The sequence below is a fragment of the Pseudomonas sp. FSL L8-0168 genome (assembly GCF_037976155.1).
GTDB lineage: Bacteria > Pseudomonadota > Gammaproteobacteria > Pseudomonadales > Pseudomonadaceae > Aquipseudomonas > Aquipseudomonas paracarnis.
On the sequence record NZ_CP150262.1, the window covers coordinates 4,360,704 to 4,384,200 of the forward strand.

Below are 23,497 nucleotides of genomic sequence, written 5' to 3' on the forward strand. Positions count from 1 at the left end.
ACTAAATGCTAGAATCCCCGCCCATCATGCGGTCATTCTTCGTTATGGCCGAACATTCCTTCAAACAGTGCATCCCATGCTGAAGAAGTTGTTCCAGTCATTCCGTTCTCCCTTGCGTCGAACGCAACACAAACGCAGCACGCCTGAAGTGCTCAATAGCAGCCAGCATTCGCTGCAGCGCGCTCAATTCAGCCGTTATGCAGTGAACATCGTCGAACGTTTGCAGAACGCCGGCTACCAGGCCTACCTGGTGGGTGGCTGCGTACGCGACATGTTGCTCAACATCACGCCCAAGGATTTCGACGTCGCCACCAGTGCCACGCCTGAACAAGTGCGCGCCGAGTTTCGTAATGCACGAATCATCGGCCGGCGCTTCAAGCTGGTGCATATCCACTTTGGTCGCGAAATCATCGAGGTCGCAACGTTCCGCGCCGGTCACCCGCAAAACGATGAAGAGGAGGACACCAACCAGTCTTCCCGCAACGAGAGCGGGCGCATCCTGCGCGATAACGTCTATGGCACTCTGGAAGAGGACGCGCAACGTCGCGACTTCACCATCAACGCCTTGTATTACGACCCGGTCAGCGAGCGCATCCTCGATTACGCCAACGGCGTACACGACATTCGCAACAACCTGATCCGGCTGATCGGCGACCCGACGCAGCGCTACCAGGAAGACCCGGTGCGCATGCTGCGTGCCGTGCGATTCGCCGCCAAGCTCAACTTTGGCATCGAAAAACACACCGCCGCACCGATTCGCGAACTGGCGCCGATGCTGCGGGAAATCCCCTCGGCACGCCTGTTTGAGGAAGTGCTCAAGCTGTTCCTTTCGGGCTACGCCGCCGACACCTTTGAAATGCTGGTGGACCTGCAGTTGTTCGACCCCCTGTTCCCGGCCAGCGCCGAGGCCTTGGAGTACAACCCGACGTACACCCACACCTTGATCAGCGAAGCCTTGATCAACACCGACCTGCGCATCAAGCAGAACAAACCGGTGACCCCGGCGTTTCTGTTTGCCGCCTTGTTGTGGCCGGCCCTGCCCAAACGCGTACTGCGCCTGCAGGACCGTGGCATGCCGCCGATCCCGGCCATGCAGGAAGCGGCTCACGAGCTGATCGCCGAACAGTGCCAACGCATCGCCATCCCCAAACGTTTCACCATGCCGATCCGCGAAATCTGGGACATGCAGGAGCGCCTGCCACGCCGCAGCGGCAAGCGCGCCGATCTGTTGCTGGACAACCCGCGCTTCCGTGCCGGCTACGACTTCCTGCTGCTACGCGAAAGCGCGGGCGAGCAGACCGATGGCCTGGGCGAATGGTGGACCGATTATCAGGACGCCAATGACAGCCAGCGCCGCGAAATGATTCGTGAACTGGGCAGCAAAGGTGATAGCGCCGGCGAAGGCCCGAAAAAGCGTCGCCGCAGCGGCACCAAGCGTAAACGCAGCAGTGCCGATGCCTCGGGCGCTGCGGGCGAATAAACGTGGAACGTATCTACATCGGCATGGGCAGCAACCTGGCTGCCCCGGAGCAACAATTGCGCAGCGCGATCGAGGCGCTGGCGCAATTGCCTGGCACTCAGCTCGCCGGTGTGTCCGCCTTCTATCAAAGCGATTCACTGCTGCCCGGCCAGCCGCCCTACACCAACGCCGTTGCGGCGCTGGACAGTCACCTGGCGCCATTGGACCTGCTCGATGCGCTGCAAGCCATCGAAAACGATCAGGGCCGCGAACGCCTGGAACGCTGGGGCCCGCGCACCTTGGACCTGGATATCCTGCTGTTCGGTGATCGCCTGATCGATGAGCCGCGCCTCAAGGTGCCGCACTACCAGATGCATCTGCGCGCGTTTGTACTGTATCCGTTGGCTGAGTTGGCGCCAGCCGACCTGCAGCTGCCTGACGGCCAGCGTTTAAGCGACCTGCTCACCGCCTGCCCGTTCGTCGGCCTGGAACGCCTCCCTCAAGAATGACCCGGTCAATGTGGGAGCTGACTTGCCTGCGATGCAAGCGACACGGTGTATCAGCCACACCGAGGTGATGCCATCGCAGGCAAGCCAGCTCCCACATTGGATATTCAGTGCGCCCCAAGCCTGTGCCCATCTTGCTGAATCGCGTCAGTAACAGCGGTAACACCGCCATCGTAACAATGCGGTAACACATCCAATTGACTTCCCGTGTCCTCCTCACGACTATAGGCGTCCCGCTGCCGCCAACCCGGCGCGACAGGGCGCAATCCAGGCCTTATAAGCACTGCTTTCAAGACAGTGCGCCTGTATAAACGAAGACTCACGCGCGTTACTCGCTGTTTCCAAGCGCCTGAACGAGGACCCTTTCATGCCAGACATTACCCTGACCACCTTGCAGAGCCTCAAGCTCAAAGGTGAAAAAATCACCATGCTGACCTGCTATGACGCCACCTTCGCCCACGCCAGCTGCCAGGCTGGCGTCGAAGTGCTGCTGGTGGGCGACTCCCTGGGCATGGTTCTTCAAGGGAATGACAGCACGCTGCCCGTGACCACCGATGAGCTCGCCTACCACACCGCCAGCGTCAAGCGTGGCAATGATGGCGCCTTGATCATCGCGGACCTGCCGTTCATGGGTTACGCCACCCTTGAGCAAACCTTCCTGAACGCCGGCAAGCTGATGCAGGCGGGCGCGCATATGATCAAAGTCGAAGGTGCCGTGTGGCTGGCCGAGTCGATCCGGTTGCTGGCCGAGCGCGGCGTGCCAGTGTGCGCGCACATGGGCCTGACACCGCAGTCGGTCAATATCCTCGGTGGTTACAAGGTCCAGGGCCGCAATGAAGCCCAGGCCCGCCAGATGCGCGCCGATGCTATTGCACTGGAACAAGCCGGTGCTGCGATGATTCTGCTGGAGTGCGTGCCGAGCGAACTGGCCGCCGAAATCACCCAGGCCGTCAAAGTGCCCGTGATCGGGATTGGCGCAGGTTCCGCCACCGATGGCCAAGTGCTGGTATTGCACGACATGCTCGGCCTGTCGATCACCGGCCACGTACCGAAGTTCGTGAAGAACTTCATGGCCGGCCAGGACAGCATCCACGCGGCCCTGAGCGCCTACGTCAGCGAAGTCAAGAATGTAACTTTCCCAGGTATTGAACACGGGTTCTCGGCATGAACACCGTTAAAACCGTCCGCGAACTGCGGGCTGCCGTAACCCACGCCCGCAGCGCCGGCAAACGCATCGGCTTTGTGCCCACCATGGGTAACCTGCACAGCGGCCACGCCACCCTGGTGACCAAGGCCGCGCAGCAAGCGGACTTCGTAGTGGCGAGCATTTTCGTCAACCCGCTGCAATTCGGCGCGGGCGAAGACCTGGACAAATACCCGCGCACGTTGGCCGCCGACCAGGAAAAACTCCTGCAGGCGGGCTGCAACCTGCTGTTTGCGCCCACGGTCGAGGAAATGTACCCCGATGGCATGAACGGCCAGACCCGAGTCAGCGTGCCACAGCTGTCCGAAGGCTTGTGCGGCGCCAGCCGCCCAGGGCACTTCGAAGGCGTGGCCACGGTGGTCAGCAAGCTGTTCAACATGGTCCAGCCGGACATGGCCGTATTCGGCCAGAAGGACTACCAGCAGTTGGCGGTGATCCGCGCCATGGTCCGCGACCTGAACATGCCGATCCAGATCATTGGCGAGCCTACCGTGCGCGCCGAGGACGGCCTCGCGCTGTCATCACGCAACGGTTACCTCACCGAGGAGCAACGTGCGGTCGCGCCAGTGCTGTACCGCGCGCTCAGCCAGATCGCCACGGCCATCCAAAGCGGCGATCATGATTTTGCCAGGCTTCGCGCCGAGCACATTCAGCAGATTGAAGCCGCAGGGCTGCGCATGGACTACCTGGAAGTGCGCCAAGGCGTACATCTGCGCCCGGCCACGGCTGAAGATCGTGATGTGGTGATTCTGGTCGCCGCCTATCTGGGGGCAACACGCCTCATCGATAACCTGCACCTGAACCTCGCCTGACCCCCGCTTTACCCTCAACCTGTTGCCCCGACGGCTGTGCCGGTATAAAAAAGTACCGGCCACAGCGCAGACAAAGCCAAGACATATCCACACGCTAGGTTTAATGTAACTGCCCTGCGCTATGGTTAGCGCTGTCTGGAACCCAATCCTTGCGATAAGACTGGATGTTCCGGGCTTTGAAGTGTCCTAAAGGCAGTCCCCGTAATAAAAGGAAACCCGCAGCGATGGCGTACTACCGCACCCCTCATGACGTTACCGCGCTGCCCGCCTGGCAAGCGCTTGTTCAACATCGCCAAGCCATGCAGGATTTCAGCATGCGCGAGGCGTTCAATGCCGATCCTCAGCGTTTTTCCCAGTTCACCTTGAGCAGCTGCGGACTTTTCCTCGATTACTCGAAAAACCTGATCACCAGCGAAACCCGCGACCTGTTGGTGGGCCTGGCCAAGGAAGTCAATCTCAAGGCGGCGATCGACGCGCAGTACGCTGGCGAACCGGTCAACTCCTCTGAGGGCCGCCCTGCCCTGCACACCGCCCTGCGCCGCCCGGTGGGCGATAAGCTGTCGGTCAACGGCGTGAACATCATGCCGGACGTGCACAAGGTGCTGAATCAGATCACTGACCTGGTCGGCCGTATCCACGACGGCCTGTGGCGTGGCTACACCGAGAAGCCGATCACCGACGTGGTGAACATCGGCATCGGTGGCTCGTTCCTCGGCCCGGAATTGGTCTCGGAGGCCTTGCTGTCCTACGCCCATAAAGGTGTGCGTTGCCACTACCTGGCGAACATCGACGGCAGCGAGTTCCACGAACTGACCATGAAGCTGCGCGCCGAGACCACGCTGTTTATCGTCTCGTCCAAATCCTTCAACACCCTGGAAACCCTGAAAAACGCCCAGGCCGCCCGCGCCTGGTACCTGGCCCAGGGAGGCTCGGAAGCCGAACTGTATCGCCACTTCATCGCCGTCTCGAGCAACAATGCCGCAGCCGTGGCCTTCGGTATCCGCGAAGAAAACATCTTCCCCATGTGGGACTGGGTCGGTGGGCGCTACTCGCTGTGGTCTGCCATCGGCTTGCCAATTGCCCTGGCTATCGGCATGTCCAACTTCAAGGAACTGCTGTCGGGTGCCTACACCATGGACCAGCACTTCCTGAACGCGCCGTTCGAAGCCAACATGCCCGTGCTGCTGGGCTTGCTGGGGGTGTGGTACGGCAACTTCTGGGGTGCGCAGAGCCATGCGATCCTGCCGTACGACCATTACCTGCGTAACATCACCAAGCATTTGCAGCAGTTGGACATGGAATCCAATGGCAAGAGCGTGCGCCAGGACGGTACGCCAGTGTCCACCGATACCGGCCCGGTGATCTGGGGCGGCGTAGGCTGCAACGGCCAGCACGCTTACCACCAGTTGCTGCACCAAGGGACTCAATTGATCCCGGCCGACTTCATCGTGCCGATCGTCAGTTTCAACCCTGTGTCCGACCACCATCAGTGGCTGTACGCCAACTGCCTGTCCCAGAGCCAGGCGCTGATGCTCGGTAAGACCCGCAGCGAGGCCGAAGCCGAGCTGCGTGAGAAGGGCTTGCCGGAAGCCGAAGTACAGAAGCTGGCACCGCACAAGGTGATCCCGGGCAACCGTCCGAGCAACACCCTGGTGGTCGAGCGCATCAGCCCACGCCGCCTGGGTGCGCTGGTGGCGATGTATGAGCACAAGGTGTTCGTGCAGAGCGTGGTGTGGGGCATCAATGCCTTCGACCAATGGGGCGTTGAACTGGGCAAGGAGCTGGGCAAAGGCGTGTACAACCGCCTGACCGGCGCCGAAGAAACCTTGGCCGAAGATGCTTCGACCCAGGGCCTGATCAACTACTTCCGTGGTCGCCACCGCGGCTGAAGCCGTTCATTCAAGGCCAACGTCCGTTTGGACGTTGGCCTTGAACCCTCCCGCCCCAGGGTGCATCTTTATGGCTTGTCGCAAAAACAAGAATAAGGAGCGCTCATGTTCGATATCAGCACCTTTCCCACCGCCGATGCCGTCCGCCGGGCTGCGCAGCTCAGTCAAGAGGACTACCAGCGCCTCTATCGCCAATCCATCGACCAGCCAGACACCTTCTGGGCCGAACAGGCCAAGGGCTTTCTCGACTGGATAAAACCCTGGCACAGCGTCCAGCAGTCAGACATCCACACCGGTGCCGCCCAATGGTTTGCCGGTGGCCAGTTGAACGTCAGCTACAACTGCATCGACCGCCATCTGGCGCAACGCGCCGATCAGCCGGCTTTCATCTGGGAAGGCGATGACCCGTCAACATCCTGCACGATTACTTACCGTCAACTGCACCAAAACGTCAGCCGCCTGGCCAATGTGTTGAAAAGCCGTGGCGTGAACAAAGGTGATCGCGTGTGCATCTATATGCCGATGATCCCCGAGGCGGCGTACGCCATGCTGGCCTGCACGCGAATTGGCGCAGTGCACTCGGTGGTGTTTGGTGGTTTCTCTCCTGACGCCCTGCGCGACCGCATCCTCGACGCCGATTGCCGCACCGTGATCACCGCCGACGAAGGCATACGCGGTGGCAAGCCCGTGGCGCTGAAACAGAACGTCGACAAGGCCCTGGCCAGTTGCCCGAATGTCAGCACGGTACTGGTGGTGGAGCGCACCGGGGCGGGCGTGAATTGGCACGAGGGCCGCGACCTCAAATACCAAGCCGCCCTGGACGCCGCCAGCGACAACTGCCCACCCGAGCCGATGGACGCCGAAGACCCGCTGTTTATCCTGTATACCTCCGGCAGCACCGGCAAACCCAAAGGCGTGTTGCACACCACCGCTGGCTACCTGCTGCAAGCGGCGATGACCTTCAAGTACGTGCTCGATTACCAAGAAGGCGAAGTGTTCTGGTGCACCGCCGACGTGGGCTGGGTCACCGGCCACAGCTATATCGTCTATGGCCCGCTGGCCAATGGCGCCACCTCGCTGATGTTCGAAGGCGTGCCGAGTTATCCGGACAGTTCGCGCTTCTGGCAGGTCATCGATAAACACCAGGTGAATATCTTCTACACAGCGCCCACCGCCCTGCGCGCCCTGATGCGCGAAGGCCACGGCCCGCTGCAGAGTACATCGCGCGCCAGCCTGCGCCTGCTGGGCAGCGTAGGTGAGCCGATCAACCCGGAAGCCTGGGACTGGTATTTCAACGCCGTCGGCGAACAGCGCTGCCCGATTGTTGATACCTGGTGGCAGACCGAAACCGGCGGCATCATGCTCAGCCCGCTGGTCAGCGCCCAGCGCATCAAACCGGGCTGCGCGACACAGCCCATGTTCGGCGTACAACCGGTGTTGCTTGATGAACAAGGCAAGGAAATCAGCGGCGCCGGCAGCGGTGTACTCGCCATCAAATCAAGCTGGCCGGGGCAGATTCGCAGCGTCTACGGCGACCCGCAGCGCATGATCGACACCTACTTCAAGCCCTACCCCGGCTACTACTTCACCGGGGATGGCGCACGGCGCGATGAAGACGGCGACTACTGGATCACCGGGCGGATCGACGATGTGATCAACGTGTCCGGCCATCGCATCGGCACCGCCGAGGTGGAAAGTGCGCTGGTGCTGCATGATCAGGTCGCCGAAGCCGCGGTGGTGGGCTACCCCCACGACGTCAAAGGCCAGGGCATCTACGCCTTTGTCACCCCCATGAATGGCGTCGAACCCAGCGACGCGTTGAAAAAGCACCTGCTGGAGTTGGTCAGCAAGGAGATTGGCAGCTTCGCCAAACCGGAGTTGATCCAATGGGCCCCTGCCCTGCCGAAAACCCGCTCCGGCAAGATCATGCGACGCATCTTGCGCAAGATCGCCTGTAACGAACTGGACAGCCTGGGCGACACCTCGACCCTGGCCGACCCCAGCGTGGTGGACGGTTTGATCGACAAACGCCTCAACCGGTAGGGCCAGGATAATCCCCGGCCTGTGCAGGCCGGGGTTAGCTGTTAAACTTCGCGCCCCCTTTTTCTTATTCATCTGCAAGCAAGGCGCGCTCCATGACTCCCTTGAATCAGGCGCTGCGCGCCGCCCTCGATCACCGCCAAGACCTGATCAACACGCTGCACGCCCAGGGTACGGACTGCTATCGGCTGTTTCACGGCAGCCAGGAAGGCGCCGGCGGCTTGACCATCGACCGCTACGGCCCGCAATTGCTGGTACAAAGCTTCCACCAGTCCCTGGAAACCGCAGACCTGCTGGACCTGCACCAACTGATCAACCAATACATGGGCCTGGAATTGTTGCTGGTGTACAACGACCGTGCCCGCGGCAACTCGCGCATCGACCGCGAAGACACGGTGTACCGCGCCGAGCCTGGCGCATTGGAAGACCTGGTCGGCCACGAGTGGGGCCTCAATTACCGTGTGCGTGGGCGCCACGCCGGGCAAGACCCACTGCTGTTCCTCGACCTGCGCAACACCCGGGGCTGGGTCAAGGACCACAGCGCCGGCAAAAGCGTGCTGAACCTGTTCGCCTACACCTGTGGGGTAGGTTTGAGCGCAGCGGCGGGGGGCGCACGGGAAGTGTGCAACCTGGATTTTGCCGAGGGCAACCTGGCGGTGGGACGTGAAAACGGCCAGCTCAACCCGCAGTTGCCGAGCATGGAATTTGTGCAGTCCGATTACTTCCCGGCGATTCGCCAACTGGCGGGCCTGCCGATCACCCAGCGGCGCGGGCAGAAGCTGCCGAGCTATCCACGCCTGGAGCAACGCCAGTACGACCTGGTACTGCTCGATCCTCCCGCCTGGGCCAAGAGCGCTTTCGGCACCGTCGATTTGTTGCGCGACTATCAAAGCCTGCTCAAACCCGCACTGCTGGCCACCGCCGACAATGGCGTACTGATTTGCTGCAACAACCTGGCAAAAGTCAGCATGGAGGACTGGCGTGAGCAGGTGCTGCGCTGCGCGGAAAAAGCCGGGCGCCCGGTACGCGAGTGGCACGTGATGACACCTGGGGCCGACTTTCCTTCCAGGGATCAACAGCCCCCGTTGAAGACCCTGATCCTGCATTTGTAGGAAGTTTCCCAGCGCCCACGGTTCTTCGGAACCGAATTCCCGTGCCATACTCCAAGGCACTCTCGTTCGACATAGATGGCGTTCACCCATGCCCAAAGGATTGATCCGCGCCGTAGGCGCCTTGTTGACCGCCCTTGCTTTGTACAGCTTGCTGGGCTTTCTGATATTACCCGGCATCGCCCTTCGCATTGCCAACCAACAGTTGGCCAATTACGCCACGGTGCCGTCGCGAATCGAGCGCATCGAGCTCAACCCCTTCAGCCTGGAACTGACGCTGTGGGGCCTGAAGATCGGTGAGCCAGGCAAAGAGCAAGTAGGTTTCGAACGCCTCTACGCCAACCTGCAGATCGACAGCCTCTGGACCCGCGCCCTGCACCTGGCTGATGTGCAACTGGACAAGCCCAAGACCGAACTGCTGTTCGACAAGTCCGGCCAACTGAACCTGGCGCAGTTGTTCAAACTGCCGCCGAGCGAGCCAACCCCGGCCGATCCTGATGCCAAGCCGTTCCCACTGCGTATCGACAGCATCAAGCTGGCGGGTGGTAACCTGCATTTCCAGGACCTGCGCCCCAGCGAGCCCATCGAATTCCTCTACGACGAACTCGACTTCGAGCTGAAAAACCTTAGCACTTTGCCCGACGACAATGCCGACATGACCCTGGTCGCCGCCGGCCCCGAAGGTGGGCAAATCGACTGGAAAGGCAACTTCAGTCTGGTACCGATCACCTCCGAAGGCACCTTGAAGGTGACCGACGGCAAAATGAAAGCCTGGTGGCCGTATGTACGTGACGCCCTGCCACTGGTGCTGGAAGACGGGGTGCTCAACTTCAGCACTGACTACAAATTCAGCCTGGCCAAAGAAACCGAGCTGAACCTGACCAACACCGCCGCCAGCATCGCCCCCTTTGCTATAAAGGCCCCCGATGGCCGGCCACTGGCACGCCTGGAACGCCTGGACGTCAGCGAAACCACGGTAGACCTGGCCAAGCAGCAGGTCATTATCGGCAAGATCCGCAGCAACAAGCTGGAAACCTGGGCCGCCCGTGAGGCCGATGGTCAATTGGACTGGCAGAAGCTGTTCGCCAGCCAACCGAGCAAACCGGCCAAGGCACCGGAACCAACCGCTGCCGACGCGCCGTCGGCGCAACCGGCGGCCCCGAGCAAACCGTGGCAAGTGCTGCTCAAGGATGTGCAACTGCGTAACTATCAGGTGCACCTGGCCGACCGCCAGGCTAAACCTGCGGTCGCGCTGGAACTGGGCCCGTTGAATGTCGACGTACAGAACTTCGACAGCCTCAACCAGAGCCCCTTCGCCTTGAAGGTCGACACCGGCCTGGGCAAGCAAGGCAAGATCCAGGCAACCGGCGAAGTTAACCTCAACCCGGTCAGCGCCAAGCTGAAAGTGAACACCCAGGACATCGACCTGCGGGTCGCCCAGGCCTATATCAGCCCGTTTATTCGCCTGGAATTGCGCAGCGGCATGCTCGGCAGCAACCTGGACGTAAACCTCAAAAGCACCGAGCCACTGGCCCTCCAGGTCACCGGCCGCGCCCAGGTTGACCAGTTGCATACCCTGGACACCCTGAAGACCCGCGACTTCCTCAAGTGGCAGCGCCTGGTGCTAGAGGGCGTGAACTACCAGCACGGCCAAAGCCTGTCGATCGACAAGGTCAACCTGTTGCAGCCGTATGCGCGCTTCATGATCAACGAAGATCGCACCACCAACATCGACGACCTGCTGATTCCGCAGCCGGCCGACAGTGGCAGCAAGTCGGCCGCCAAACCTGCCGCCAGTAACGACAAACCCCTGGGCATTCATATCGGGCAGATCGCGATCAACGACGGTTCGGCCAACTTTGCTGACTTTAGCCTCACGCCCAACTTTGCCACCGCGATTCAACAGCTCAACGGCCAGATTGGCACCATCGACAGTCGCCAGGCCAAACCGGCGAGCGTCGACATCAAGGGCAAGGTGGACCGATACGCACCAGTGACGATCAAAGGCAGCGTGAACCCGTTTGACCCGATGGCCGCGCTGGACATCGCCACCAGCTTCAAGCGTGTCGAGCTGACCAACCTGACACCTTACTCAGGTAAATTCGCAGGCTTCCGCATCCGCAAGGGTCGCCTGAATCTCGATCTGCACTACGTGATCACCAAAGGCCAGTTGAAGGCTGAAAACAAAGTGGTGGTCGAGCAACTGCAGTTGGGTGAAAAAGTCGACAGCTCCGATGCCGTGGACTTACCGATTCGCCTGGCTGTCGCCCTGCTCAAGGACTCCGACGGCAAGATCTCCATCGAGCTGCCAGTAAGCGGCGACCTGAACAACCCGCAATTCAGCGTGATGCCGATTGTGTGGCAGACCCTGCGCAACCTCGTGGTACGCGCGGCAACCGCGCCCTTCAAGTTCATTGGCGGGCTGGTCACCGGTGGTGGCTCTGAAGACCTGGGCAATGTGTCGTTCGCCGCAGGCTCCAGTGAGCTGAACAAAGACGCCGAAGGCGCTCTGAACACCCTGGCCAAGGCGCTGAAAGAACGCCCTGCCCTGCGCCTGGAAATTGAAGGCACCGCCGCTGCCAGCAGCGACGGGCCGTTCCTGGCCGCACAGCGACTGGAGCGTGAATACCAATATAACTACTACAAGATCCTCCAGCGCCGTGGCGACAAGGTCCCGGCCCAAGCCTCCCTGCTTGAAGTGCCAGAGAAGGAAAAAGCACCATTGCTGGAAGGCATCTACCGCACCCGCCTCAAACAGCAACCCCCGGCCGAATGGAAAGACCTGGGCAGCGATGAGCGCTCGGCGAAGCTCAAGGACGGTGTGATCAAGTTCTGGAGTGGCAGTGACGTGCTACTGCGCCAGTTGGGGCAGGACCGAGCCAGCACGATCAAGGATTACCTGGTAGACAAGGGCCAGTTGGAAGATGACCGCGTGTACTTCATCGATGCGCAGCTGGGGCAGGCCGAGAAAGATGGCCGGGTGATCACTCCAATGCACCTGGATGCTGAGTAACTTCTAAGCACCACCCATCCTAATGTGGGAGCTGGCTTGCCTGCGATAGCATCACCTCGGTGCAACTGAATGACCGAGGTGCCAGCATCGCAGGCAAGCCAGCTCCCACATTTTTTGACCTGATCATTCTGTTTCAGCCTGAAATAGAACAGGCCCCGACACAAGTGCCGGGGCCTGTAATGACCACATCCGTGTGGTCGGTCGCATGAACTCCAGAGGTGCGTCAGGTGGATATCTAACTCACCCTAAGCCGCCGCTATTCAGTCCAGACGAAACGTCAACGTTACTCTGCTTTCAGGCCATCGGCCGATACAGCTTTAACGCCTTTGATCTTCTTGGTGATCGCTACAGCCGTTTCTTTCTGCGAAGCGGTCACAGCGGTAGGGGACGACAGGGATACAACACCTTTGTTGGTTTCAACCTTGATGTCGGTGCCAGGAATGCCTTTTTCAGTGACCAAGTCAGCCTTCACTTTGGTAGTGATCCAGGTATCGCTGGTGGTCTCTTTAGCGTCGTGGGCAGCGCCTTTGGTTTTGTCGATGCCGTCAGCTTTGGTAGCACCGCCAGCCAGCAGGCCGTCAGCAGAAACCGCGGTCACACCTTTGATTTTCTTGGTGATGGCTACAGCAGTAGCTTTCTGCGAATCCGAGACTGCTACGTCGGAGGACAGGGAAACCACACCTTTGTTGGTCTCAACCTTGATGTCCGAACCTGGAATGCCTTTTTCGGTCAGCAGGTCAGCTTTGACTTTAGTGGTGATCCAAGTATCCGAAACGCTTTCCTTAGCCTTGGTCGCTTCACCGGCCGCCAAAGTCATAGGGGCTTGGGAAGTCTGAGCAAAGGCTACGTTAGCACCCATGGCCAGGGTCAGAGCGGTAGCAGTAGCGAGAGCGAACTTCTTCATACGAGTAACTCCTGTTTTATTAAAAGTCTGCAGGCGTAAACCTTCATGCTGCAGCGCTACCAGGGATATTGCAGACAGTGTGCCAACTCGCTGAACAGATTAAATCCCTTATTAAACAATGACTTATGAAAAGCATAAATTTTCGAAATCGTGCAACTTGCATGAAGCTCATCGTGCCTGCATGCAAGTTGCGGCTTTTAGGCGGCGCTAAACAGCTGATTCTGCTTCATTTTCTCGCGCCCATAAAAAAAGGACTCCGAGGAGTCCTTTTTTCAGCGTGAAGCCTGCGGGTGATTAAACGCCCGAAGCCTTGGCTGCTGCTACGTCCTTGATGGACAGCTTGATACGGCCGCGGTTGTCCACGTCCAGTACCAGCACTTCCACTTCCTGGCCTTCTTTCAGAATGTCGGTCACTTTCTCAACGCGAGCATCGCTCAGCATGGAGATGTGAACCAGACCGTCTTTGCCCGGGAGGATGTTGACGAACGCGCCGAAGTCGACGATGCGCTCAACCTTGCCGACGTAGATCTTGCCGATCTCGGCCTCAGCAGTGATACCCAGTACGCGCTGGCGTGCTGCTTCAGCTGCTTCCTTGGTTTCGCCGAAGATCTTGATCGAACCGTCGTCTTCGATGTCGATCGAAGCCTTGGTCTCTTCACAGATCGCACGGATGGTCGCGCCGCCTTTACCGATAACATCACGGATTTTGTCGGTGTCGATTTTCATCGCGATCATGGTCGGAGCATTTTCCGACAGCTCGGTGCGGGACTGACCAATGATCTGGTTCATCTGGCCGAGGATGTTCAGGCGCGCTTCCAGGGCTTGGCCCAGGGCGATTTCCATGATCTCTTCGGTGATGCCCTTGATCTTGATGTCCATCTGCAGCGCGGTCACACCTTTGGCGGTACCGGCTACTTTGAAGTCCATGTCGCCCAGGTGGTCTTCGTCACCCAGGATGTCGGTCAGGATGGCGAACTTCTCGCCTTCTTTAACCAGGCCCATGGCGATACCGGCAACCGGTGCCTTCATTGGCACACCGGCGTCCATCAGCGCCAGGGAAGCACCGCAGACCGAAGCCATGGAGCTGGAACCGTTGGACTCGGTGATTTCCGATACAACACGGATGGTGTACGGGAACACGTCAGCGGCAGGCAGCATGGCCTGAACCGAACGACGAGCCAGACGGCCGTGACCGATTTCACGACGACCCGCGCCGCCCATACGACCACACTCGCCCACCGAGAACGGAGGGAAGTTGTAGTGCAGCATGAAGGGGTCTTTTTTCTCGCCTTCCAGGGTGTCCAGCAGTTGTGCGTCGCGGGCAGTACCCAGGGTCGCAACGACCAGGGCCTGGGTTTCGCCACGGGTGAACAGCGCCGAACCGTGAGTCTTCGGCAGTACGCCGACTTCGATGTTCAGCGGACGCACGGTGCGGGTGTCACGACCGTCGATACGTGGCTTGCCGTTAACGATGTTTTCGCGAACGGTGCGGTATTCGATCTCACCGAAAGCAGCTTTGACTTCGCTGGAAGAAGGCTGGCCTTCTTCACCGGACAGCTTGGCAACGACCTGGTCCTTCAGCTCACCCAGGCGAGCGTAGCGGTCGGCCTTGACGGTGATGGTGTAGGCGTCGGAGATGGCAGCGCCGAACTCGGAGCGGATAGCGCCCAGCAGTTCGGTGGCTTCCGGGGCAGCAGCCCAGGTCCAGGTCGGCTTGGCAGCTTCGGCAGCCAGTTCTTTAACCGCGTTGATCACAACCTGGAACTCGTCGTGAGCAAACAGTACGGCACCCAGCATCTGGTCTTCGGTCAGCTCTTTGGCTTCCGATTCAACCATCAATACGGCTTCGGACGTACCGGCAACGACCATGTCCAGGCTCGAGGCTTTCTGTTGCTCGTAAGTCGGGTTCAGCAGGTAGCCGGTGCTTTCGTGGAACGCAACGCGGGCAGCGCCGATCGGGCCATCGAAAGGAATACCGGAGATGGCCAGGGCAGCCGAGGTACCGATCATCGCAGCGATGTCCGGATCGGTCTTCTTGCTGGTGGAAACGACGGTGCAGACAACCTGCACTTCGTTCATGAAGCCTTCTGGGAACAGCGGACGGATCGGACGGTCGATCAGTCGGGAAGTCAGGGTTTCTTTCTCGGAAGGACGGCCTTCGCGCTTGAAGAAACCGCCAGGGATCTTACCGGCAGCGTAAGTCTTTTCCTGGTAGTGAACGGACAGAGGGAAGAAGCCCTTGCTCGGGTCAGCGGTCTTGGCGCCAACAACGGTCACCAGTACGGTCACGTCGTCGTCAACGGTAACCAGCACTGCGCCGGAGGCTTGACGGGCGATACGGCCTGTCTCGAGGGTAACGGTCGACTGACCGAACTGGAATTTTTTGATAACCGGGTTCACGGTGTCCTACCTTCTTTGTGGCTCTTGGGGGAACTTGTCTTCTTGCGAAATTCTTGGGCAATGCCGGGAATCGGCCCGACGCTCGTCCAGGGTAAAACGTGTATCCAGATAAAACTTGAGGCTGGGAGCCTACCACGGGCCAACGGGAATCCCGATGACACGCGGCAGACAACCAACCTCTAGCGCAATCGCTTATTAGCGACGCAGACCCAGGCGACCGATCAGAGTCTGATAACGACCCAGATCCTTGCCTTTCAGGTAGTCCAGCAGCTTACGGCGCTGGTTTACCATGCGGATCAGACCACGACGGGAGTGGTGGTCTTTACCGTTGGCCTTGAAGTGACCTTGCAGTTTGTTGATGTTGTGGGTCAGCAGTGCAACTTGCACTTCTGGCGAACCAGTGTCACCAACAGCTTGCTGATAGTCAGCTACGATTTGTGCTTTTTCTTGAACGTCGAGAGCCATGAGGCAATCCTTTTTTCAGGAAACCACCCAAAGGGCAGTTTCAACAGGCCAGGGACAAATCCCTGTATCTAAAAATGAGTGTTGACCATGCCTGTTAACAGCCACACTCGTTCGGTCATTCTGACCGAATCAGCCGACGCGGCGCGATGCGCCCGTCTTCGCTCACTTCACCGATACCGATAAAGCGACCGTTATGATCCTGTACTCGCACCATGCCGAACTTCGGGGCATCCGGGGCGCGTACCGGCTGGCCGTTGAGCCAGTAGAACGCGCTGTGCTCCGAGAAGTGCAGCAGCGGCCAATCGAGCAAACCGCTGTCCGATGGCATGAGGAAGCGATCAACCGCTTCATTGCCGCCCTCGGCGTGTACCGCTTCCAACTCTTCCAGCGTGACCGTCTGGGCCAGGCTGAAAGGCCCGGCCTGGGTGCGTCGCAGTTCTGCAACGTACGCGCCGCAACCGAGCTTTTCACCAATATCTTCCACCAGGGTACGGATATAGGTGCCTTTGCTGCAGTCCACGGCCAAACGGGCAGTGTCGCCTTCACAAGCGAGCAATTCCAAGCGCGCAATAGTAACAGAACGCGGTTCGCGCTCCACTACTTCGCCCGCACGTGCCAGCTTGTAAAGTGGCTGGCCATCGCGCTTGAGTGCCGAGTACATCGGCGGTATCTGACTGATTTGCCCACGAAAAGCGGGTAAGGCAGCTTCGATATCCGCACGACCAACGGTCACGTCGCGAACCTGCAAAACATCACCTTCGGCATCCGCCGTGGTGGTGGTCTTGCCCAGTTGCATCAGGGTTTCGTAACCCTTGTCGGAATCAAGCAGGTATTGCGAAAACTTGGTGGCCTCGCCAAAGCACAACGGCAATACACCGGTGGCCAATGGATCAAGGCTGCCGGTATGCCCGGCCTTCTCGGCGTTGAGCAGCCAGCGAACCTTCTGCAACGCGGCATTGGAGGTAAAGCCAATGGGTTTGTCGAGCAGAATGATGCCACTGACGTTGCGACGAATACGTTTGACCTGAGCCACCGCTTACTCCTTGGCGTCTTCAGGTGTGGACGGATGCTGGCTGTCTTCAGCCACGGCGCGCTCGATCAGGGCCGACAGGTGCGCGCCACGCACGACGCTTTCGTCGTAGTGGAAGTGCAACTGCGGAACGCTGCGCAGCTTCATTTCACGGGCCAACTGCATACGCAGGAAACCTGCAGCAGAGTTGAGCACCTTGATGCTTTGCGCAATTTCTTCGCTGTTGTCCTGCCCCATTACGGTGATGAAGATCTTGGCGTGACCCACGTCACGGCTCACTTCAACAGCGGTAATGGTGACCAGGCCAACGCGTGGGTCTTTGACTTCGCGGCGGATCAGTTGGGCCAGCTCACGCTGCATCTGATCGCCGATACGCTGGGTACGGCTGTATTCTTTTGCCATGTCTTGTTACCTGTTACTGCCACACGGTGAAACCCGTGGGGTCTGAAAGCGGCAAACGCCCGGCCTGACAAAAGCCAGACCGGGCGTTGCGTTTAGAGTCCTGACGCTGCGCGGGGCATCTGCATGCCCACACGCTGCGCGGCTCCTGAAGTGCGCGAGTTAGAGGCTGCGAGCAACCTGAACCTTCTCGAAGACTTCGATCTTGTCGCCAACCTTGACGTCGTTGTAGCTCTTGACGCCGATACCGCATTCCATGCCGGCACGTACTTCGGCAGCGTCATCCTTGAAGCGGCGCAGGGATTCCAGCTCGCCTTCGAAGATAACGATGTCTTCACGCAGTACACGGATTGGACGGTTACGGTACACAGTGCCTTCAACCACCATACAGCCGGCAATCGCGCCGAATTTCGGCGAGCGGAACACGTCACGCACCTCGGCGATACCCAGGATGTTCTCCCGGACGTCACTGCCAAGCATGCCGGTAAGGGCCTTCTTGACGTCTTCGATGATGTCGTAGATGACGTTGTAGTAACGCATGTCCAGGCCTTCCTGCTCGACGATCTTGCGAGCGCCAGCATCGGCACGCACGTTGAAGCCGAACAGTACAGCGTTGGAAGCCAGTGCCAGGTTGGCGTCGGATTCGGTGATACCACCGACACCGCCACCGACAACGCGCACTTGCACTTCGTCGTTACCCAGGCCGTTCAAGGCGCCGTTCAACGCTTCGAGGGAACCGCGGACGTCGGATTTGAGGACGATGTTAAGCGTCTTCTTCTCTTCCTGGCCCATGTTCTCGAAGATGTTTTCCAGCTTGCCGGCGTGAGCACGGGCCAGCTTGACCTCGCGGAACTTGCCTTGACGGAACAGAGCCACTTCACGGGCTTTCTTCTCATCAGCCACTACGCTCATCTCGTCGCCAGCGTCCGGCGTACCGTCCAGGCCGAGAATCTCGACCGGGATAGCAGGACCTGCTTCCTTGATTGGCTTGCCGTTCTCGTCGAGCATGGCACGTACACGGCCGTAGTTCGAACCGACCAGTACCATGTCGCCTTGGCGCAGGGTACCGTCTTGGACCAGCACGGTGGCAACCGGGCCACGGCCCTTGTCGAGACGGGACTCCACCACGACGCCACGGCCAGGAGCCGATGGAGTAGCGGTCAGTTCCAGGACTTCGGCTTGCAACAGGACCGCTTCGAGCAGTTCGTCAACGCCGGTACCCATTTTCGCCGAGACCGATACGAATGGCGTCTCGCCACCCCATTCCTCGGACGTCACGCCGTGAACCGACAGTTCGCTACGGATGCGATCGAGATCGGCGCCCGGCTTGTCGATTTTGTTCACGGCAACGACCAGAGGAACACCGGCAGCCTTGGCGTGCTGGACGGCTTCAATGGTCTGCGGCATTACGCCGTCGTCCGCTGCAACCACCAGGATCACGATGTCGGTCGCCTTGGCACCACGGGCACGCATTGCGGTAAACGCGGCGTGACCTGGGGTGTCGAGGAAGGTGACCATGCCGCGTTCGGTTTCAACGTGGTATGCACCGATGTGCTGGGTAATACCACCGGCTTCGCCTGCGGCAACCTTGGCACGACGGATGTAGTCGAGCAGGGAAGTCTTACCGTGGTCAACGTGGCCCATTACGGTCACGACCGGCGCACGGGAAACCGCTTCACCTTCAAACTTCAGGGACTCGGCCAGGGAATCTTCCAGGGCGGTGTCGCTGACCAGGGTCACCTTGTGGCCCAGCTCTTCAGCAACCAACTGGGCAGTTTCCTGGTCCAGTACCTGGTTGATGGTGGCCGGAGTGCCCAGTTTGAACATGAACTTGATGATTTCAGCAGCCTTGACCGACATCTGCTGGGCCAGATCGCCCACAGTGATGGTCTCGCCGATCTTCACTTCACGCACGACAGGGCCGGTTGGGCTCTGGAAACCGTGGGCGTTGCGCTTCTTCAGCTTGGCCTTGCCGCGACCACCACGACGGAAGCCATCGCTTTCTTCGTCGGTGGTACGTGGGGCAACGCGTGGCGCAGGCGCTTTCTCTTTGACCGAGGCGCGGTGCGGAGCGTTTTTACGCTCGCCATCGCCACCACCACCGCGACGATTGTTGTCGTCAGCACGTGGTTTGTCCGGACGACGAGGCTCGTCGCGCTTGCGGGCGTCTGCTGCAGGAGCAGGTGCGGCGGCAGCCGGGGCAGCCTCACGCACAGCTTCAACAGGGGCGGCGACCGCGTCAGTGGCAGCAGGTTGCGCAGCAGCAGGCTGGCGACGCGCTTCTTCTTCGGCGCGACGCTTGGCTTCTTCTTCAGCCTTCTGACGTGCAGCATTTTCTACTGCGCGACGTTCTTCCAGCTCGCGTTTGCGCTCGGCTTCGATTTCTTCCGGGCTGCGCTGTACGAAGACTTTCTTCTTGCGTACTTCAACGCTGATGCTCTTGCTACCTGCAACCCGCAGGGTGCTGGTGGTTTTGCGCTGCAATGTAATCTTGCGCGGTTCTTCCACTTTCGCCTTGTGGCTGCTCTTCAAGTGAGTCAGCAAAGACTGCTTCTCACTATCGCTCACACCTTCATCGGCGGCGGTGTGCGGCAGACCTGCCTCACGCATCTGCTGCAACAGGCGCTCTACCGGTGTTTTGACCTCATCGGCCAGTTGTTTCACCGTGACTTGCGTCATGCACTTCTCTCCTCAGGCCGCGCCTAATTACTCGAACCAATGGGCTCGGGCGGCCATGATCAACTTGCCGGCACGATCTTCGTCAATGCCGTCGATGTCGAGCAGATCGTCAATAGACTGCTCGGCCAGGTCTTCGCGGGTAATTACGCCGCGCACCGCCAGTTCCATCGCCAAATCCTTGTCCATACCCTCAAGCGAGAGCAGGTCTTCGGCCGGATGGGCGTCTGCCAGCTTTTCCTCAGTAGCGATGGCTTTAGTCAACAAACGATCCTTGGCCCGAGCGCGGAGCTCGTTGACGATATCCTCGTCAAAGCCGTCGATGTTGAGCATTTCTTCCAACGGTACGTAGGCAATCTCTTCCAGGCTGGTGAAGCCTTCATCTACCAGCACCTGTGCCAGTTCTTCATCGACTTCCAACTCTTCGATGAAGTTGCGCAGGATGTCACCGGTTTCAGCTTGCTGCTTAGCCTGGATGTCCGATTCGGTCATCACGTTCAGGGTCCAGCCGGTCAGTTGGCTGGCCAGACGCACGTTCTGACCACCACGACCAATGGCCTGAGCCAGATTGTCTGCGCCAACGGCGATGTCCATTGCATGGGCATCTTCGTCAACGATAATTGCCGCCACTTCAGCTGGCGACATGGCGTTGATCACGAACTGCGCCGGGTTATCGTCCCACAGGACGATGTCCACACGCTCACCGCCCAATTCTCCCGACACTGCCTGGACGCGCGAACCGCGCATACCGATGCAAGCGCCTTGCGGGTCGATGCGTTTGTCCTTGGAGCGGACCGCGATCTTGGCACGCGAACCCGGGTCACGGGACGCAGCCATCACTTCGATCAGGCCTTCGGCGATTTCCGGCACTTCGATACGGAACAGCTCGATCAGCATTTCCGGCGCGGTACGCGACAGGATCAACTGCGGGCCGCGGTTCTCGGTGCGGATTTCCTTGAGCAGCGCACGCAGACGCACGCCGACACGGAAGGTTTCGCGAGAGATGATGTCTTCGCGGGCCAGCAACGCTTCGGCGTTGTTGCCCAGGTCGACGATCACGTTGTCGCGGGTAACTTTTTTCACGGTGCCAGAGATGATTTCACCCAGGCGTTCGCGATAGGCGTCAACGACTTGAGCGCGCTCGGCTTCGCGAACCTTCTGCACAATGACCTGCTTGGCGGTCTGTGCAGCAATACGGCCGAATTCGATCGACTCGATCTTTTCTTCGACAACATCGCCAACCTGAGCGCCCGGATGCGTTTGCGCAACCTTGCTTGGCCAGGTTTCGATGGCCGGATCATCAAGATCGTCCTCTTCGACCACCGTCCAGCGACGGAAAGTCTCATAGGCACCGGTGTGGCGGTTGATTTCCACACGCAGATCTACTTCGTCTTCAAAACGTTTCTTGGTAGCAGTGGCCAGGGCCAGCTCCAACGCTTCAAAAATCACGCTTGCCGGTACACCCTTTTCATTGGATACCGACTCAACAACCAGCAGTACTTCTTTGCTCATCGTACGCCTCGCCTTTCGCAAGCCATTGGATCCGCGGGATCCGCGTCTCAGTCAAAACTGGGAATAATGTTGGCCTTGTCGATCATATCGATCGGCAACAGGAACTCGTGGTCTTCTACCTGCACCACGACATCCTGCTCTTCTACACCGCGCAGAAGGCCCTGAAAGTTGCGTCGCCCTTCAAAGGGGGAGCGCAGCTTGATCTTCACTTGTTCACCGGCATATTTAGCAAACTGCTCGATAGTGAACAGTGGGCGTTCCATGCCTGGCGAGGAAACTTCAAGGGTGTATTCAACGGAGATTGGATCTTCAACATCCAGCACACCGCTGATCTGACGGCTGACAATGGCACAATCGTCCACCAGCACACCGCCCTCTTTATCGATATAAACGCGCAACATTGAGTGGCGACCTTGAGCCGAAAACTCAATACCCCAGCATTCATAGCCTAGGGCCACGACCACCGGGGCCAACAAGGCCTGCAACTCTTCTAGCTTGCTCGACACCTGAACCCCCTCGTGCATGTATGTGCATGCTGTGCAAAATAAAAAAATGGGCGAAACGCCCATCCTTGAAACGCCGTCGAACAGCGGCGTTGAAAGTGTCCAGCTAACAAAAAGCCCCTTAAAAGGGGCTCCGCTAAAACTGGTTGCGGGGGCCGGATTTGAACCGACGACCTTCGGGTTATGAGCCCGACGAGCTACCAGACTGCTCCACCCCGCGACAAAGCTGGGGCGGAAGTATACGACCGATCCCTTACAGGGTCAATGTAACCTTCCACCTACAAGAAAGCCCGCAACAGCGGGCTCTCCTGATAATTGGTACCGAGAAGGGGACTCGAACCCCTACACCCTATGGGCACAACCACCTCAAGGTTGCGTGTCTACCAATTCCACCACCTCGGCAATACAGCGCTTACAACCCTTCTTACTTCTGCTCTTGAGCTGGAGGTACGTCAGTCGCTGGAGTAGCCGACTTTTGCTCTTGAAGCACCGGGACATCATCAGAAGCCGGTTTTGCTTTTGGAACTTCCAACACTGCTGGGTTTGGCAAACCTACTTGAGTCAGCACATGAGCTTTCTCTTTAGCAAAGTAACCTAACCCTAAGCTGGTTATGAAGAAACCTGCGGCAAGTATAGCAGTAAACTTACTAAGAAAGGTAGAGGAACCTTGGCTTCCGAACACAGTATTTGAAGCACCTGCACCGAAAGACGCACCAGCATCCGCACCTTTACCCTGTTGCAACAAAACCAGAGCAACTACGCTCAGGGCAGCCAACAGATGAAAAACGACTACGACTGTTTCCAGCATTTTTTCAGTTTCCCGCGGCGCGACAGATCGCACCGAACTCATCTGCATTCAGGGAAGCTCCACCAATGAGCCCCCCATCGATATCCGGCATGCCGAACAGTTCGACCGCATTGGCCGCCTTCACGCTGCCGCCGTATAGAAGCCGCACACCTTGTGCGACTTCAGAATTCTCTGCCGCCAACTGCGCGCGGATGGCTGCGTGCACATCCTGCGCCTGTTGCGGTGTAGCAGTCAGCCCGGTGCCAATGGCCCAGACCGGCTCGTAAGCAATAACTGCCTTTGCAAATGCACCAACACCCAGCTCCTCGATGATGCTGCCCAGCTGACGCGAGACAACTTCAAGAGTCTTGCCCGATTCGCGCTGCTCAAGGGTCTCCCCTATGCACAACACCGGAATCAAGCCACAAGCCTGTGCTGCGGCGAACTTGCGGTTGAGCGTCCCATCCCGCTCGCCCATCATCTGGCGACGCTCGGAGTGCCCGACAAGCACATAGGAACAACCCGCATCAACCAGCTGACTCGGCGAAATCTCGCCGGTCAACGCACCTTGCATCGGCTCTACCGCAGAGTTCTGCGCGCCGACCTGAATCGACTTGCCCTTCAAGCCATCAACCACTTGGTTGATATGCAAGCAAGGCGGGAACACCGCGACGTCAACACCGCTAGGCAAGGCCAAGTGACGAAGGCCGTTGATCAGCTCAGCGACACTGGCGCGGGTACCGTGCATCTTCCAGTTACCAGCTACCATAGTGCGACGCATGCTGTACC

The 23,497-nt window shown here is 59.2% G+C and carries 18 protein-coding genes and 2 tRNA genes; 8 read left to right on the forward strand and 12 right to left on the reverse strand.

Annotation, left to right across the window (positions count from 1 at the left end; all coding sequences use genetic code 11):
- The first annotated feature begins 76 nt into the window (after window positions 1-76).
- The 8 genes from MHH62_RS19975 (at window position 77) to MHH62_RS20010 (ending at window position 12,032) form a co-directional block, all read left to right on the forward strand.
- Complete coding sequence (locus MHH62_RS19975; protein ID WP_003194157.1) at window positions 77-1,480, forward strand: polynucleotide adenylyltransferase PcnB; 1,404 nt, start codon at window positions 77-79, stop codon at window positions 1,478-1,480.
- Between the two features lie 2 nt (window positions 1,481-1,482).
- Complete coding sequence (gene folK / locus MHH62_RS19980; protein WP_032902683.1) at window positions 1,483-1,968, forward strand: 2-amino-4-hydroxy-6-hydroxymethyldihydropteridine diphosphokinase; 486 nt, start codon at window positions 1,483-1,485, stop codon at window positions 1,966-1,968.
- 364 nt (window positions 1,969-2,332) lie between these two features.
- Window positions 2,333-3,133, forward strand: a complete 801-nt coding sequence (gene panB, locus MHH62_RS19985) for a 3-methyl-2-oxobutanoate hydroxymethyltransferase (RefSeq protein WP_014719944.1) — start codon at window positions 2,333-2,335, stop codon at window positions 3,131-3,133.
- Window positions 3,130-3,981, forward strand: a complete 852-nt coding sequence (gene panC, locus MHH62_RS19990; protein WP_020301775.1) for a pantoate--beta-alanine ligase — start codon at window positions 3,130-3,132, stop codon at window positions 3,979-3,981. Before panB ends, panC begins: the two co-directional genes overlap by 4 nt.
- Before the next feature lie 224 nt (window positions 3,982-4,205).
- On the forward strand, window positions 4,206-5,870 hold the full coding sequence (gene pgi, locus MHH62_RS19995; protein ID WP_003194166.1) for a glucose-6-phosphate isomerase: 1,665 nt from the start codon (window positions 4,206-4,208) through the stop codon (window positions 5,868-5,870).
- 105 nt (window positions 5,871-5,975) lie between these two features.
- Window positions 5,976-7,913, forward strand: coding sequence for an acetate--CoA ligase (gene acs, locus MHH62_RS20000; RefSeq protein ID WP_014719946.1), 1,938 nt, complete (start codon window positions 5,976-5,978; stop codon window positions 7,911-7,913).
- 92 nt (window positions 7,914-8,005) lie between these two features.
- Window positions 8,006-9,022, forward strand: a complete 1,017-nt coding sequence (locus MHH62_RS20005) for a class I SAM-dependent methyltransferase (protein ID WP_198833218.1) — start codon at window positions 8,006-8,008, stop codon at window positions 9,020-9,022.
- Between the two features lie 88 nt (window positions 9,023-9,110).
- Window positions 9,111-12,032, forward strand: a complete 2,922-nt coding sequence (locus tag MHH62_RS20010) for a DUF748 domain-containing protein (RefSeq protein WP_020301773.1) — start codon at window positions 9,111-9,113, stop codon at window positions 12,030-12,032.
- A 283-nt stretch (window positions 12,033-12,315) separates the two neighbouring features.
- Here MHH62_RS20010 and MHH62_RS20015 read toward each other — a convergent pair whose 3' ends face one another.
- From MHH62_RS20015 to tpiA, 12 genes are all read right to left on the reverse strand, one after another.
- Complete coding sequence (locus MHH62_RS20015) at window positions 12,316-12,936, reverse strand: BON domain-containing protein (RefSeq protein WP_014719949.1); 621 nt, start codon at window positions 12,934-12,936, stop codon at window positions 12,316-12,318.
- Window positions 12,937-13,230: 294 nt separating this feature from the next.
- Entirely contained in the window at window positions 13,231-15,336 is a 2,106-nt protein-coding gene (pnp, locus tag MHH62_RS20020) for a polyribonucleotide nucleotidyltransferase (RefSeq protein WP_003194180.1), read from the reverse strand.
- Between the two features lie 195 nt (window positions 15,337-15,531).
- Window positions 15,532-15,801 (reverse strand): 30S ribosomal protein S15, encoded by a 270-nt coding sequence (gene rpsO, locus MHH62_RS20025; RefSeq protein WP_003177875.1) that lies wholly within the window; start codon window positions 15,799-15,801, stop codon window positions 15,532-15,534.
- A gap of 115 nt (window positions 15,802-15,916) precedes the next feature.
- On the reverse strand, window positions 15,917-16,834 hold the full coding sequence (gene truB, locus MHH62_RS20030) for a tRNA pseudouridine(55) synthase TruB (protein WP_014719950.1): 918 nt from the start codon (window positions 16,832-16,834) through the stop codon (window positions 15,917-15,919).
- 3 nt (window positions 16,835-16,837) lie between these two features.
- Window positions 16,838-17,233 carry a 30S ribosome-binding factor RbfA gene (gene rbfA, locus MHH62_RS20035; RefSeq protein WP_003176137.1) on the reverse strand — a complete coding sequence of 132 codons (396 nt, stop codon included), beginning with the start codon at window positions 17,231-17,233 and terminating at the stop codon, window positions 16,838-16,840.
- Between the two features lie 159 nt (window positions 17,234-17,392).
- Window positions 17,393-19,909, reverse strand: a complete 2,517-nt coding sequence (gene infB / locus MHH62_RS20040) for a translation initiation factor IF-2 (protein WP_003194185.1) — start codon at window positions 19,907-19,909, stop codon at window positions 17,393-17,395.
- A gap of 27 nt (window positions 19,910-19,936) precedes the next feature.
- A complete protein-coding gene (nusA, locus tag MHH62_RS20045; protein WP_003194187.1) occupies window positions 19,937-21,418 on the reverse strand; it encodes a transcription termination factor NusA in 1,482 nt (493 codons plus the stop codon).
- 47 nt (window positions 21,419-21,465) lie between these two features.
- A complete protein-coding gene (gene rimP, locus MHH62_RS20050) occupies window positions 21,466-21,924 on the reverse strand; it encodes a ribosome maturation factor RimP (protein ID WP_032873230.1) in 459 nt (152 codons plus the stop codon).
- A 140-nt stretch (window positions 21,925-22,064) separates the two neighbouring features.
- A tRNA-Met gene (locus MHH62_RS20055) sits at window positions 22,065-22,141 on the reverse strand.
- 96 nt (window positions 22,142-22,237) lie between these two features.
- Window positions 22,238-22,323 (reverse strand) — tRNA-Leu (locus tag MHH62_RS20060).
- A 22-nt stretch (window positions 22,324-22,345) separates the two neighbouring features.
- Window positions 22,346-22,729 carry a preprotein translocase subunit SecG gene (gene secG, locus MHH62_RS20065; protein WP_003194191.1) on the reverse strand — a complete coding sequence of 128 codons (384 nt, stop codon included), beginning with the start codon at window positions 22,727-22,729 and terminating at the stop codon, window positions 22,346-22,348.
- A gap of 4 nt (window positions 22,730-22,733) precedes the next feature.
- Window positions 22,734-23,489 (reverse strand): triose-phosphate isomerase, encoded by a 756-nt coding sequence (gene tpiA / locus MHH62_RS20070; protein ID WP_003194193.1) that lies wholly within the window; start codon window positions 23,487-23,489, stop codon window positions 22,734-22,736.
- Window positions 23,490-23,497 lie beyond the last annotated feature (8 nt).

Coding starts and splice junctions, on each gene's coding strand:
- MHH62_RS19975 (WP_003194157.1), top strand. CDS start 77: ATGCTGAAGAAGTTGTTCCAGTCATTCCGTTCTCCCTTGCGTCGAACG.
- panB (WP_014719944.1), top strand. CDS start 2,333: ATGCCAGACATTACCCTGACCACCTTGCAGAGCCTCAAGCTCAAAGGT.
- panC (WP_020301775.1), top strand. CDS start 3,130: ATGAACACCGTTAAAACCGTCCGCGAACTGCGGGCTGCCGTAACCCAC.
- pgi (WP_003194166.1), top strand. CDS start 4,206: ATGGCGTACTACCGCACCCCTCATGACGTTACCGCGCTGCCCGCCTGG.
- acs (WP_014719946.1), top strand. CDS start 5,976: ATGTTCGATATCAGCACCTTTCCCACCGCCGATGCCGTCCGCCGGGCT.
- MHH62_RS20005 (WP_198833218.1), top strand. CDS start 8,006: ATGACTCCCTTGAATCAGGCGCTGCGCGCCGCCCTCGATCACCGCCAA.
- MHH62_RS20010 (WP_020301773.1), top strand. CDS start 9,111: ATGCCCAAAGGATTGATCCGCGCCGTAGGCGCCTTGTTGACCGCCCTT.
- MHH62_RS20015 (WP_014719949.1), bottom strand. CDS start 12,936: ATGAAGAAGTTCGCTCTCGCTACTGCTACCGCTCTGACCCTGGCCATG.
- rpsO (WP_003177875.1), bottom strand. CDS start 15,801: ATGGCTCTCGACGTTCAAGAAAAAGCACAAATCGTAGCTGACTATCAG.
- rbfA (WP_003176137.1), bottom strand. CDS start 17,233: ATGGCAAAAGAATACAGCCGTACCCAGCGTATCGGCGATCAGATGCAG.
- infB (WP_003194185.1), bottom strand. CDS start 19,909: ATGACGCAAGTCACGGTGAAACAACTGGCCGATGAGGTCAAAACACCG.
- nusA (WP_003194187.1), bottom strand. CDS start 21,418: ATGAGCAAAGAAGTACTGCTGGTTGTTGAGTCGGTATCCAATGAAAAG.
- secG (WP_003194191.1), bottom strand. CDS start 22,729: ATGCTGGAAACAGTCGTAGTCGTTTTTCATCTGTTGGCTGCCCTGAGC.
- tpiA (WP_003194193.1), bottom strand. CDS start 23,489: ATGCGTCGCACTATGGTAGCTGGTAACTGGAAGATGCACGGTACCCGC.